Source organism: Marinobacter arenosus (assembly GCF_019264345.1).
Lineage (GTDB): Bacteria > Pseudomonadota > Gammaproteobacteria > Pseudomonadales > Oleiphilaceae > Marinobacter > Marinobacter arenosus.
The window spans coordinates 1,228,635-1,242,741 of record NZ_JAHVAO010000001.1; the positions used below are offsets into that span (position 1 = coordinate 1,228,635).

A 14,107-nucleotide genomic window follows, 5' to 3' on the forward strand; every position below is an offset into this window, starting at 1 on the left:
TGGTAAGAAAAATCGAAATGTTTTGCTGACCACCATCAGAATTTCTGACCAAAGGATTACATCTATGCCTTTGGTCGTATACGGCTTTTACGGATTGTTCAAAACGGCAACATCGATAGACTTAACACATATTTAGCAGCCCCGTCGTGGGGCCTCATTGACAGAGAGGATACAGACATGGAACTCGAGTTCGACGAAAGTGTTGTCGTTCCAAGCAACAACTGATCCCCTGGCGGCCTTTGGGCCGCTCGGCCGGTGATTCCGGCCGTTGGTCCGACAAAGATGCAATCGGTTTCCACTTTCTACATGAAACAGTGGTAATAATTTCTTTTTTTTGGCAATCTCGGCACTTACGTCAGTAGTGCTGCCTGTTTGCTCGCCGCATATGTACTGATTATTGACAGTTCAGGCCGCCCTTCTCCGGCACCTGATGTTTTCGTGCAACCGATCAGAACAGTCTATGTCGCGAAGCCTCTCCGAAAAGCTGACAGCCCCGGAACTGGATTTGCTGTCCCCCATGCTTAGCCAGGAAGGTGACGTTTGGACCGCCAGTTTCCAGGGACTTACCCTCCGGACGGCTCTGCAACCCATATACAGCATTTCTCACAAGCGCATCGTCGGTTACGAAGCCCTGATCCGGGCCTTCGACAACGACAATTCTGCGGTTCTGCCCCTTCACCTGTTTCAGCTGCCGGCCACCCATGCGGAAAACCTGCTTCTGGACCGGCTCTGCCGCTATCTGCACATTCGCAATTACAGCGGCCTGGAGGACCAGCTCAACTGGCTGTTCCTGAACGTGTCGCCCCAGGCAGTGACCAGCGGCAGTCAGGCCGATTCGTTTTTCGGGCAGCTACTGAAGCAGACCGGTTTGCCGCCGCATCGAATTGTTATGGAGATCGTTGAACAACCCACTGACGATGCAGAGAAACTCAAGGAAACCGTCGCTTACTACAAGAAACTGGGCTGCCTCACGGCCATTGATGATTTCGGGGCCGGTCACTCGAACTTCGAGCGCATCTGGAATCTGTCTCCGGACATCGTGAAACTGGACCGCACCCTGCTGACCCGTGCCACCGAAGATAACAAGGCCAGGCAGATCCTCAATGGCATTGCTTCCCTGCTCCATCAGTCAGGCTGCCTGGTTTTGCTGGAAGGGGTGGAAACCCGGGATCAGGCCATGATCGCCATTGATGCAGGCGTCGATTTCGTTCAGGGCTTTTTCTTCCGGCGCCCGAGCATCGACCTTGAGGCGCTCACCCAATCCCCGGCAAACTTTGACGAATTGCTGGACGAATACAAGGTCCGCAATCAGGTGACCCTGGATCCGACACGACAGCTGGTGGAGTTTTTCAGCGGTTTTTTCAGGACCGCCATCGACAGGCTGGGAAGCGGATTGAGCATGGATCAGGCCTGCGTGAAACTGCTGAACCACCCTGCCGTCTCACGCTGCTACCTGGTAAACGACCGGGGCATACAGATCCAGGACACCCTCGTATCCGAGTTGGGAGTCCGCAGCCTAGACCCGCGCTTCAAGCCCCTTGAGAGCACCAGCAGCGCAGACTGGTTCAGGCAACAATACCTCCGCCAGGCACTGGCGCAGCCGGAAAGCCTCCACATCACTGCCCCTTACCTCTGCGTCACCGGCGCCTACATGTGCGTGACCCTGTCCCAGGGCTATTACCAGGAGGGTGAACTGCGGGTGTTGTGCTGCGACATCCTGGCGAACCCTCCCGTGCCCCCGGTCAGCCAAGACTGATCCCGTAGACCAGGGCGATGACGACGACCGTAATTGCACCGATAAACACGTTCATCGGCAATCCCACCCGAACAAAATCACCGAAGCGGTACCCGCCCGGCCCGAAAACCATCATGTTAGTCTGATAGCCCAGCGGTGTCGCAAAACTCGCAGATGCGGCCATCATAACCGCAATGACAAAAGGTTCGGCAGCCACACCCATCGTGGTTGTCATGGACAGGACAACCGGAATCACCAGCACCGCAGCCGCATTATTGGTAATCACTTCGGTCAGCACCGACACCGTGATGTAGACCAGGAGGATCGCCAGTAGCACATTGCCCTGGCTCAGGCCGAGAATGCCCTCGGCGACAAACCGTGCGGCGCCAGTTTCCAGCAGGGCGGCACCCAGGGCAAAGGAGGCGGCAATGGTCAGGATCACTGGGACATCCACCGACTTCTGGGCCTGTCCGACGGAGCAACACCCGGTAATGATCATCAGGGTAGCGCCCAACAGGGCCGCATTGAGCATGCTCAGAACGCTGCAGGCGGCCAGTCCGACCAGCACCAGCAGAATCGCCCAAGACAGCCACGCCCGGTCATGGCGCGGTGTATCTGTCTCAAGATCGTTGATCAGCAGGAAATCCTTATTATAGCGCTGGCGACTCACAAACGCCGGTCGCGCCTCCAGCAGCAATACGTCCCCCGGCTTCAGGCGGATATTGCCCAGGTTGCCGGAAACCCGTTCCCCGCCGCGCGCCACAGCGAGAACGACAGCGCCGTACCGGTCCCGGAACCGGGCGTCACGGATGGTCAGGCCGAGCACGTCCGATTGCGGCGACAGGGCGGCTTCAACCAACCTGCGCTCGGCACGGTCCTGGCTCAGGCTGGGCTCATCCTCGTGCACGGACGGCACAATGCCATTGATGCGCAGCAGATCGGAGATGGCCTGGGTGTCGCCGGCAAACACGAGCCGGTCGCCGCCTCTGAGGCGCTCCTCGGAAGGCACGGCGGTAACGACGCTTCCGTCGCGCTCGATCTCGACCAGGTAGAGCCGTTCCAGCTCCCGTAGACCAGCCTCACCCACCGTTTTACCGACAAGCGGCCCGTCGAAGGAAACCGCGACCTCCAGGGTGAACTCCCGCATGGAACCGAACTTCTGCTGGTCTTTCCGGTCCGGCAGTGCTCGGGGCATCACCAGAAGGATGACCGCCACCCCGATGACGGCAACGGGCAGCCCGACCGCGGTGATCGAGAAAATTGAAAATCCCTCCCCACCCGTGAGCTGCTGGTACTGGCCATTCACGACAAGGTTGGTGCTGGTACCGATCAGTGTCAGCGTGCCACCGAGAATGGCGGAATAACTGAGGGGAATCATTAGCTTGGAGGGAGAGATGCCGATTTTCCTGGACCAGGCATGCACCGCGGGGATCATGGTCGCGACCACCGGCGTGTTGTTCAGGAAGCCACTCAGCAGCGATACCGGGAGCGCGATTCTGGCCTGGGCACTGCGGATGGTTTTCGGGTTGCGGAGCAAATGATGCACCAGCAGGTCGACACCACCGGAATGGTGAATGCCGGCAGCGACCACGAACATGGCCACCACGGTGATCAGCCCGCTGTTGCTGAAACCCGCAAGCGCCTGATCCGCCGAAATAATGCCACTGGCACTGAGCACGACCAACACCCCCATCATCACCATGTGGGGTGCTATTCGTCCAACACTCATGAGTATCAGCGAGGTGCCCGCCAGGCCCAGCGCAAACCAGCCTTGCCAGTCCATTTACGGTTCTTCCCGGAAAGAAAACTGGCAGGATAACGGCTTTGAGGAATACTTAGAAAGAATAAAGGATGCTTTTTATAGCATCCTTGGGAATATTAAACGGCAACGTCGGCGATGTTGCCGTAGGTTTCCAGCCAGGACCGGCGATCGGAGGCCCGCTTCTTGCCCAGCAACATGTCCATGCGGCTGTCCGTGTCGTCACCGTCCTCGATCGTGAGCATTACCAAACGGCGGGTATCGGGCGCCATGGTGGTCTCCCGAAGCTGCAGCGGGTTCATCTCACCCAGCCCCTTGAAGCGGGTAACCGAGATCTTGCCTTTGCGCTTCTCGGCCGCCAGCCGGTCGATGATGCCCTGCTTCTCATGCTCATCCAGCGCGTAGAACGTCTCCTTGCCCAGGTCCACCCGGTACAGCGGCGGCATGGCAACGAACACGTGGCCAGCAGCGACCACCGGCCTGAAATGCTTCACAAACAACGCACACAACAAGGTCGCAATGTGGAGACCGTCAGAATCGGCATCGGCGAGGATGCAGATCTTGTTGTAGCGCAGACCTTCGAGCTTGTCCGAGCCCGGGTCAACGCCGATGGCCACGGCAATATCGTGCACTTCCTGGGACGCCAGCACTTCCGACGGGTCCACTTCCCAAGTATTCAGAATCTTGCCCCGCAGCGGCATTACCGCCTGGAACTCACGGTCACGGGCCTGCTTCGCCGAACCACCGGCCGAGTCCCCTTCCACCAGGAAGAGCTCTGATCGGGCGGTATCCCCGCCGGAACAGTCCGCGAGCTTGCCCGGCAGCGCCGGACCCGATGTCACTTTTTTCCGCGCCACCTTCTTGCTGGCCCGCAGACGGCGCTGGGCATTGCTGATGAACAGCTCAGCCAGTGCCTCGGCAACATCCGTATGCTGGTTCAGCCAGAGGCTGAAGGCGTCCTTGACCACGCCCGAAATGAACGCAGCCGCCTCGCGGGACGACAGGCGCTCCTTGGTCTGACCCGAGAACTGGGGCTCCTGCATCTTGAACGACAGCACGTAGGCTGCCCGCTCCCAGATATCCTCCGGCGAAAGCTTAACCCCACGGGGCAACAGATTCCGGAACTCACAGAACTCCCGCATTGCCTCCAGCAGGCCTGTCCGCAGGCCATTGACGTGGGTGCCGCCCTGGGCCGTGGGGATCAGGTTGACGTAACTTTCCATCACCGCTTCGCCACCTTCCGGCAACCACTGGATGGCCCAGTCGACGGCTTCCTTGTTACCGGAAAAGCTGCCAGTGAACGGCTCCAGGGGTACCGCCTCAATGTCCGCCAGGGCCGTGCGCAGATAGTCCCTGAGGCCATCTTCGTAATACCACTCGTCCTTTTCACCGGTCTTTTCCTGCAGGAAGGTGACCGTGAGCCCCGGGCAGAGAACCGCTTTCGCACGCAGGTTATGACGAAGCCGGCTGACGGAGAAGTTCGGGCTGTCGAAGTAGCTGGCATCCGGTGTGAACTTCAGTCGTGTACCGGTGTTACGCTTACCCACCGTGTCCACCACTTCCAGCTCAGAGGCCTTGTCGCCATTGGCAAAGGACATGCGGTGCAGTTGACCATCCCGCTTGATGGTCACCTCCAGGTGCGTGGACAGCGCGTTGACCACGGAAACCCCCACGCCGTGCAAGCCGCCGGAGAAGTTGTAGTTACCCTGAGAGAACTTACCGCCGGCATGCAGCCGGGTCAGGATCAGCTCGACCCCGGGCAGGCCCTCCTCCTTATGGAGGTCCACTGGCATACCCCGGCCATCGTCTTCGACACTGAGCGAACCATCACTGTATAGAACCACATCAATGCGGCGCGCGTGTCCGGCCAGGGCCTCATCCACGCTGTTATCAATGACTTCCTGCGCCAGATGATTGGGGCGGCTGGTGTCGGTGTACATTCCCGGGCGCTTGCGCACCGGGTCCAGGCCGCTCAGTACTTCAATGGCATCGGCGTTGTATTGTTGTTGACTCATAAGCAGGAAGTAACTCCGCAATAGGAACAAGAAGCTGCGTCATAGCTTAGGGATTCAGCGGGAAAGATCAACGGTTGTTTTTGACCGGCGTGATCCGAATGTCATTCCAGCCAGAGGCGGTCACGGCGATGGCCGCGCATGGGGTCGTCAGGGCCTGGGTGACCATCATTCCCGGTTCCGGCTCATGAATGTTCAGCGTCAGTTCGAGCACGCCATCGTCAATCATGGATCCTGCCAGGGTGGCACTGTAGCCACCGGTGGGCTTCTGCCCGAGAGCCGCCAGAATCACGTGCTCGTTCTCGAACCGGATCTCCCGCAGCGGCGCCAGCGGCAGACTGCGGCCCGGCAGGGCCTCCAGCCGATCAACATCGGAACGGCTTTTCAGGTGCACATGGCCGGGCGCCGTCAGCCCACAATTGGAGGACTGCACGATCTGCCGGGCCAGCGGTGCACCGGAGGCTGTCTCCGTCTGACTGACCGCACAGCCGGCACCGAACACGCCAGCAAGAACAGCCACTCCGGTCATCAGTCTAGGGATCTGGATCATGGTTGGGCAAGGGCCTTTACGTCGTTGGCGTCCGGGGCGGGTGACAGCAACTGATAGCCACGGAATCCCGGACGAGGCAGCTGATCCGGCGAAGTCGCGGAAATCGACGGCCGGGAATAGCTGGTGGTCATGCGGATGCCCTCAATGGCCTCGCCCGCAGAAACGGTGATTTCTTCCCTGAGGCCAGCCACCGGGTACTCCGCGCAGGCTTCGCCGGCATGGCAGATCAGGGCGTCGTTATCCAGATCGGTGCCGGCCACCAGAATGTAGTTCCCCGGCGGCACCTCGTTTAACTGCTTCGGTTCCTGGCCGTCATCCGGCACGAAGGCAAACCGGTAGCGACCATTTTCGGCCACCACGTTGGTCTGGGCGACGGTGGTGTAGAAGCCGCCTTCCGGCTCCGGATCCACCAGCAGCACGAAGTGCCGGCCAGCATCGCGGGCCTGCTGGTCGGTGACCTGCTGGCCGACGACTGGGATAGTGAGAGTTCGAGTCTCGCTCCCAGTGTAGGTCACCTCGAGCGTAGCTCTCTCTGAAATACCAGGCTCTAGGGCGTCAAGATTCAATGACATGCCAAGATCAAACCGCGTACCCGAGCTCTCCGTTAAAGGTTCGATGGTCAACCACGCCGGCGGCTCCGAGATCGCCTCAATCGTTACTGGCTGGGCATCATTACCGTAGACCTCCAGCAACACAGTTGCCGAAAGACTGCCTTCGGATGACAGCGACACAATGGCCGGCGAGGCGGTCAACAGGTCTGTGATTGGCGAAGACAGCGCGGCGGATGTCGCCTTACCCGCATCCAGAAGCCCATACCCCAACTCGTTGGATTTCGGACAGGGCGGGCTACCACAAGGCGCCACGGTTAACTCGCCAGCCATCAGGAAGGCATTGATGGCACCGTAATCCAGTGCGGGATTCTGATCTTTCATCAGCGCCATGACTCCCGAGACGTGAGGCGCCGCCATTGAGGTGCCCTGCAGACCGATGTAGGTTTCCTGCAACGAACCGTTGATGACACTGGCGCTGGTGCTGACCACCACATCGCCTCGACCATCGGCGTTCCCGTCCCGGCTGGCATCACCACCGGGCGCAGCCACATCCACCCAGGGCCCGAAATTCGAGTAGGACGCCAGATCGCCCGCGCCATCAACGGCGCTGACGGCGAAGACATTATCGAACGCGGCCGGATAGGATTCGGAACTGGTCGCGGCGTTGCCTGCGGCGGCCACGAAAATAATGCCCCGTTCGGTCCCAACGTTGATCGCATTCTGCAGGGACTGAAGGAAGGGCAACCCACCCAGGCTCAGGTTGACGATATCCGCCAACGGAGCGCCGCTCTCGGGACCGGCAACCCACTGCAGGGCCGCCAGCAGATCGGCCGAAGAACCGGCACCGCCCTCGCCCAACACCCGAACGGGCAGCAGGGATGAGTTGAAGGCGACACCGCCGCCGCCCTCGTTGTTGATCACCGCGGCAACCGTCCCGGACACGTGGGTGCCATGGAACACGCTGCCGCCGACGCTGTTGCCCGGATCAGCCGGGTTGCTGTCCCTGCCCGGTTGGCCGTCATTATCGAATTGCTCAGACACAAAGTCCGATCCCGCCGGCAATGGCGAAACAACGTTGGCATTGATATCGCTGTGCCAGGCACTTGAACCTCGATACAGCCCCGTATCCATTACCGCGACCGTGACACCTTCACCCCCGTCAGGAGCCAGTTGCCAGCCCGTCGGGGCATTCAGCAAACTGTAGTGCCACTGCTGGGCACTGTAGAGTGGCTCGCTGATGGGCGTCATCGCCTGCATCCGATAATTCGGGGTGGCCGAGGCGATATCCGGACGCGCCTTCAGGGAGCGGATCCAGTCCAGGGTTGCAGCGCCCGCTTGCCCACCAGTCAGAGCTTTTGAAACCGGGGCCTTGACCCGCCAAAGCCCCGGGGCCAGCTCCTGGGCAGGCACCATTTCGTTCGCGGAAAGCATGGACTGGGCCGAGGCCTGGTCCAAAGACTGATTCAGGGCGACCAGCGCCTCACCTTCCACAAACTCATGGTTCGGCCATTCCAGGGAGACGGCTTCTCCGGCCGGATTCACCGCCGTGGACAGGACATAGAGCATGGGTGTTGTCCCTTCAGACTCAACCCGGACGGTATAGGTGCCGTCTGCACCGGAATTGGTGACACCGATACGACTGTCTGTGCTGGTGGTTACAGTGGATTGAACACCATCAACAGTCAGCCTCAGGGGCGACGCGCCGGCCCGGGTGGCGAACGCCTGTAACTCGACGGTCTGGCCATTCCGCAACCGCATGGAAAAGGTGTCATCGGGATCGGCCGGATACCCGATGGCGGGAAAATCCGCCAGGGGCGGATAGGCCCCCGACGAGGGGCTGACGTAACCCGCCAGGATGTATTCCGCGGGCAGGTTTTGCGGGGACGTCAGGCGCGTTTCGCTCAATGCCAGCAGGTCCGCGTTATCCGCATCGACCCGGGTGCCGGTCTCGATGTCAATGATACCGGAGAGCGCTACCGCGACTGGCTCGGAGCTGCTGTCCGAGCCACCACCGCACCCCGCCAGGGCCAGCAAAAGGCCGGCGGTCGCCGTGTGTTTGATCAGCGTTCTGGGGCATGGCTTCGATAACATAGGGATTACTCTCCGATCGTTCTCCAGCATACATCATCGCAGAGCTGGTGTTATTTACTGAGTGTTAACCGATACGTCGAAACCGGCGCCCCAGATGCCAAAAAACCGCCCGCGGGTGTTCCCCGGAGGCGGTTCAGGTCGTTTCAGTCCTTGTTATAGAGCGTAGAACAGCATGGGCACGAAGGCCACCAGCAGCAACGTTGGCCCCATGACCACCAGGGGTAGCAACAGCCGTTCATACCGGTGCCAGAATGTGCCCGTGCGCTCGCCTGCGAGTACCTCGGTTTCGCCGACGACCTGGCGTGTGAGCAGATGGTTGAGCGCCACCGGCGGGCTCAGGTAGCCCAGCTCGAAAGCCACCAGGCACACGATCCAGAAGTGCAGCGGATCGATCCCCAACTGAATCGCTGGCTGGGCGATGGTCGCCGACACCAGGATGACCGCACCGAACGGGTCCATCACCATGCCGATGAAGGTCAGCATAACGACGATGACCAGCATGGCTACCCAGGGACTGGTGAGATTCTCCGGGAACAACGCGTGGACGATGTCCGAGCGCTCCAGGATGCCGCCCAGACAGATGGAAAAGCCGATCAGCGCCAGCAAGGCACCAATGTGGACGGCCGAATCACTGGCCGCGTAGGAACTGCGCTTCCAGAACGCCTGAAGCCGGGATTCCCCCGCATCGCGGCTGTCACTACCGGCATCCAGGAAAACCAGGGCCAGCATGACCAGCGGCAGAATCATCGGTGCGCTGTACTCGTTGAACTTCAGCCCGAGTATCGCCCATATCGCCAGGATCACGATCGCACCAACAAGCACGTAGGGAATCAGTGGCTTCATCTGGACCAGCGATGCCCGGAACGCGCCAGGAGCCGGCCGAGGCTTCCAGTTGCCCTGGGTCTTGCAGACGACCAGGGAGAACAGCGAAGCGGACATAATGAACACCCAGAACCCCCATCCGTACATCTCGGTGGTGGTCACTTCCTTGTTCAGGGCGGCCACAACCACGATCAGCAAACAGGGGTTGAGGACCACACCAAGGCTGCCCGACATGGCCGTGGTGGCCAGTGCCAACTGCCGACCCGCGCCGGCCCGACGCAGCTCGTCGTAGACCACCCCGCCCACGGCGAGGATGAAGATACCGGACGCACCGGTAAAGGCGGTCGGGAACGCCGTGGCAAAGATGATCACCGAGGCCAGCATTGGCGCCGGCAGGTTGTACGGCTTGATCACATTGAGGAGCAGCTCCGGCAGCCGGGTCTGCTTGAGCACCATACCCACCAGCACATACAGGCCGATGTTGATGAACATCGAAGACAGGTTCGACATCATGCCGAAATAGATCGCCAGGCCCGATGAGTAGCCGTCCACAAAGAAGAAGTAGCTCATGGCGATCAGCCCCATCGCGCAGTAGAGGGGCATCACCAGACCGGACGACAGCGCCAACCGGCCCTTTTTCATCCGTTCCGGAACGTTCACGAACCGGATGACGTTGATCACCATGAAGAGGCCGAACACCGCCGCCCAGGCGTATTGAAGGTCGACCGTGCCCTCCGATCCGGGAGAACTGGCGAGCTTACCGAGGTAGGAATTCAGGGATCCCACCATCAGCCCATTCACCACGAACTGCGTCGCCTGACTGAATCGCCACTCGGCCCGGTTCCGTGGCAGCCGCAACGCGATGTGGTCCGCGTCCAGCGCAGCGATGGCTGCAGCCATGGCAAACATCGCGATGAACAGGTACTTCGTCAGCTCGATGTTATCGAGGAGAAAATCCGCCAATCCCTGCTCGACGGTCTTGAACAGGCCCAGCGCCGGAGTGGCATGCTCAAGATTCTGTTCGTACAGCACATACTCTTGCTGGCAGAGTTCGAGATTCCGCGCCAGGGATTGGCGGATCGCCTCTGGATTCGGTGGCGAGCTGAACAGGTCGTCCGGGTCCGGCTTGTAGGCGTCCATCCGCTTGCGAACCTCGGCGTCCACATCCATTTCCAGCTGACACGACGGTTCCGTCGCGTCCGGATTGAGCAGGTAATAATTGGGCCAGGTCTGCTCACCCACCCACAGCAGGCGCGAGTGCAGCGAGTTTCCCATCCCCAGCAACAATGTGAAAAGCAGAAGCAGCAGCAGGATTACCCCGTGCATGCGATGCACGGGATACAGTGTCTGGGCTGCGGGCGCGGTCAAGGCTCGCCAGTTCATGAGTGATCCACCCTGTTATTCGCGGTTCGCCGCCGTACACTCGGAAGCGGAAGGGTTGCTGGCACAGCGAATCTTGCTCAACAGACCCAGCATCTTGGGGTGGTACACGTCCGGCGCGCCGTTCTTGCCATCACGCATTTCCAGACGGTTCTGACGGAACATTTCCTGGTAGCCCTGAATGTCCTTTTCGGGGATGCGCACCCATTTCTCGTCGGGAATCGCCGCTTCCTGACGGGAGATCAGGTCCATGGCCTGCGGGAACATGCCCCAGGCGACCTCACGGGCCTTCTGGGCGGTTTCATCGTCCAGCACATCGTCTTTGGCAATGAGCTGAATGGTCAGCTGGGCCAGCGGGTAATCCACGATACCGCCGTTCTCGCCAATGCCCTTGTAGAGTTCCAGGGCTTCGTAGGCGAAGGCCGGGGCGTAAGCCGTGTCAACCGAGCCATTGTTGAATTTGCCGGCGAAATTGGTGATGTCCGAGGGCACCACGGTTGCCTTGACGAAGTTCACCATGTGGATGGCGTCTTTCTGGTAGTCCAGCGTTGCCATACGCTTGCCGGCCAGCTCGCCTGCGGTATCAATGCTGCGATCGTTGACGAAGAGGTAGCCCGCACCGGCAGGGACAATCCCCAACACCTCATACCCGTTCTCTTTCATCAGCGGGGCGGCTTTGGGCTGCGCCAGCGTTGCCAGGAGGGTTTTCAGGTCATCGTAGGTGGGCAGCGCGCCCACCGCGCTGATGCTGCCGGTAAACCGGTTGAACGGGCGGGTACGAAGGTCCGTAGCCGCAACGGCGTCGCATTGGCCGGCGTTGAAATCCCCAACGGCCACACCCTCATCGGTGTAGGGCTTGAGATTGAAATCGACGCCGTGGGCTTTCATCTCCAGCGCGTAGTCCTTGACCATGTTGTAGAGATCGCCATTGGCGCCAATGACATCGAAGACGCACATGGATACGGTCTGGGCCGACGCCAGCGGGGCGACAGCGGCCAGGGTCAATGCAGTAAGGGATTTGCGGATCATAACGACCTCCGGGTCATTTTTGTGTTTATCGGTGTTCAGTCGGATTCTGACGGATAGCCCTAGAGCAGATCGTCCAGGCTCATGGTTTCGACGTTTTCAGTATTCCGCTCGGGGCTCATCTTGCCGAAGAAACTCTGAGGTGTGCGGTAACCGTAATTGGCCGTCCAGTGCTTGTCGGAGGAAAACCGGATGACGCCGGCCGCGACATGGTCGACCAGGCGGTAGTCCTCCCAGACATCAATTCGCTCCTCGGCGTCAACGAATTCCGCAATCGTATCGGCCAGAACGTCGGGACGACCAAAGGTCTCGGCAGCCACCGCCTCGAGCGCCATGGATGCGCGCATGCCAACTTTCACGCCCAGCTCGGAACTGTTGTCCAGAACCCGCCAGGGGTCGGGGGACAGCGCCGGGCGGGTATCCGGCAGGAGCAGCCAGACCAGGGCGCGGATCGAGTTGGGCAACCCGCCCCACTTCTCGTTATCGAGGCAGGTGGCGGCACGCTCTGCCTGGGGGGCAATGTTGCGTGGAATACCGGCCATGGCGCCGGAATTGGCGTCGTTCACGATGGCCTGCATGCCCGTCAGCAGCCCCAGCAGGAAGGTGAGCTCGTCCTGCTCGGTAAAGAGGAACGGACATTCCAGCGGCTCGGCAGCCGGATCAAACTCGTAAGCGGCCATGGCCCGGTTAAAGGCACGCAGTCGACGCTCGGCGGTCTTGGCATTGAGGCGCTTGGCCTCCTCACGAGCGTCCTTGGCGGCAGGCACGTTGCCTTCGAAGTCGGCCCTCAGGTACGCGAGTTCGGCTTCCCAGGCGCGGTATTCCATACAATTACCGGCTAGCAGCATCAGCAGCGAGCCAGTGCTGTCTGGCGCATCGGTCACGCGGGAAAAGGAGTACAGCAAGGGATCGATGCCCTCGCCGAGCGAACAGGCCATCTCGGGATCCGACATCTGCATGACATAAGGCGTCGCTTCTCCCTCGGAATAATTGGAAAGAACGACACCGGTGGTGGTGTAGATCGGGTTGGCGGAACAGCCGGCCAGGACAGCGACGGCTGTCAACATGAGCAGTTTCAGACGTACGGCCGGAGTGCGACCGGCGAGGGTTACCAGAGAGGAGATCATAATTCGCCCTGTTTACATTGTTTTTATAAGTTCGGGATGCCAGAGCCGGTGTTTTACCATGGAGTCACAGGCCCGTACCGTGACCCGAAACCCGATCTGACTCGCCGCTTCTCTTCATCAACGGGGCAAGAATGCGTGGAAAACTGTTCGACAAAAATGGCTGGATTGCCAACCGGGACATGCCGATCAGGCCAATGGCCCGCAATGAAAGTTACATAACGGAGAAAATTTCTAGTTAAAACAGAGGCTTTTGATTCAGAGCGATTCTGGAACCCGCGTACCATTCCTGCCAATCAAGCCAACAAGGCCTCGATTTTGGAAAGCCCGATGGACGGAGTCACGCCGCGGACGTCGCCAGCCCCATCATTGCCATCACCTCATCGGTGAGCCCGTCGAGCGTTAGCCCACCGCGACTGGGCTTGTACCAGGTGACCGTCCAGCTAAGCGCGCCCGTCAGCATCCGACGCACCACAAACGGATCCGCCTGCAATCGGCCCTCATGCTTCAGGGCGGACAGCGCATCAAGCCACAGCGTCTCGTAGATATCCCGCAGCTCCAGCACCTCCGCCTGAGATTCCTCGGAGAGGCTGCGCCACTCGAACACCAACACCGCCATGGCTTCACCGGTCTGGCCGTTTACCGACTCCAGCTCGGCCCGGACCAACGCCCGCAATTTCTCCTGACTCGACTCGGCGGCATCGACGGCCGCCTGCATCAGCGCCGTGTTCAGACGAATGGTTTCCACCATGACCGCCTTGAGGATTTCCTCCTTGGTGCGGAAATGGTGAAACAGGCTGCCGGACTGGATCCCCACGGCCGCGGCCAGGTCCCTCACCGTGGTGCGCTCATACCCTTTGTCCCGGAACAGACGAGCCGCCTCTTTCAGCAATCGGCCGCGGGCGCCATTAGGGTCAGAGACGAGGTTATCAGCGATCAGGGCTTGGAGAATTTCAGATTGGCTCACAGCGGATTTCCAGCAGTCGAAACAGGCCAATAATTCTACCTGACATTTCCCTGTTTACAAACCAAGCGCTTGCTTGGTATTGTCGAATTC

9 protein-coding genes are annotated in these 14,107 nt (G+C 60.1%); 1 reads left to right on the forward strand and 8 read right to left on the reverse strand.

All coding sequences use genetic code 11. The features are described 5' to 3' along the window. The first annotated feature begins 460 nt into the window (after positions 1 to 460). Positions 461 to 1,756 carry an EAL domain-containing protein gene (locus KXD86_RS05610; RefSeq protein ID WP_218635071.1) on the forward strand — a complete coding sequence of 432 codons (1,296 nt, stop codon included), beginning with the start codon at positions 461 to 463 and terminating at the stop codon, positions 1,754 to 1,756. Here KXD86_RS05610 and KXD86_RS05615 read toward each other — a convergent pair. From KXD86_RS05615 to KXD86_RS05650, 8 genes are all read right to left on the reverse strand, one after another. Beyond that, positions 1,743 to 3,518, reverse strand: coding sequence for an SLC13 family permease (locus KXD86_RS05615; protein WP_218635072.1), 1,776 nt, complete (start codon positions 3,516 to 3,518; stop codon positions 1,743 to 1,745). The two genes, KXD86_RS05610 and KXD86_RS05615, sit on opposite strands and share 14 nt — an antisense overlap. Before the next feature lie 95 nt (positions 3,519 to 3,613). Further along, positions 3,614 to 5,509: a DNA topoisomerase IV subunit B gene (parE, locus tag KXD86_RS05620; RefSeq protein ID WP_218635073.1), complete on the reverse strand. Its 1,896-nt coding sequence runs from the start codon at positions 5,507 to 5,509 to the stop codon at positions 3,614 to 3,616. Positions 5,510 to 5,576: 67 nt separating this feature from the next. After that, positions 5,577 to 6,035 (reverse strand): protease complex subunit PrcB family protein, encoded by a 459-nt coding sequence (locus tag KXD86_RS05625; protein ID WP_218635074.1) that lies wholly within the window; start codon positions 6,033 to 6,035, stop codon positions 5,577 to 5,579. Positions 6,036 to 6,052: 17 nt separating this feature from the next. Beyond that, positions 6,053 to 8,698, reverse strand: coding sequence for a S8 family serine peptidase (locus KXD86_RS05630; protein WP_218635075.1), 2,646 nt, complete (start codon positions 8,696 to 8,698; stop codon positions 6,053 to 6,055). A gap of 153 nt (positions 8,699 to 8,851) precedes the next feature. After that, positions 8,852 to 10,903 carry a TRAP transporter large permease subunit gene (locus tag KXD86_RS05635; RefSeq protein ID WP_218635076.1) on the reverse strand — a complete coding sequence of 684 codons (2,052 nt, stop codon included), beginning with the start codon at positions 10,901 to 10,903 and terminating at the stop codon, positions 8,852 to 8,854. Between the two features lie 15 nt (positions 10,904 to 10,918). After that, entirely contained in the window at positions 10,919 to 11,929 is a 1,011-nt protein-coding gene (locus KXD86_RS05640; protein WP_218635077.1) for a putative solute-binding protein, read from the reverse strand. 59 nt (positions 11,930 to 11,988) lie between these two features. Continuing rightward, complete coding sequence (locus KXD86_RS05645) at positions 11,989 to 13,053, reverse strand: hypothetical protein (protein ID WP_218635078.1); 1,065 nt, start codon at positions 13,051 to 13,053, stop codon at positions 11,989 to 11,991. Between the two features lie 337 nt (positions 13,054 to 13,390). Beyond that, the gene (locus KXD86_RS05650; RefSeq protein ID WP_218635079.1) at positions 13,391 to 14,017 is read right to left on the reverse strand and encodes a TetR/AcrR family transcriptional regulator; all 627 of its coding nucleotides are present in this window, start codon (positions 14,015 to 14,017) and stop codon (positions 13,391 to 13,393) included. Positions 14,018 to 14,107: the final 90 nt, after the last annotated feature.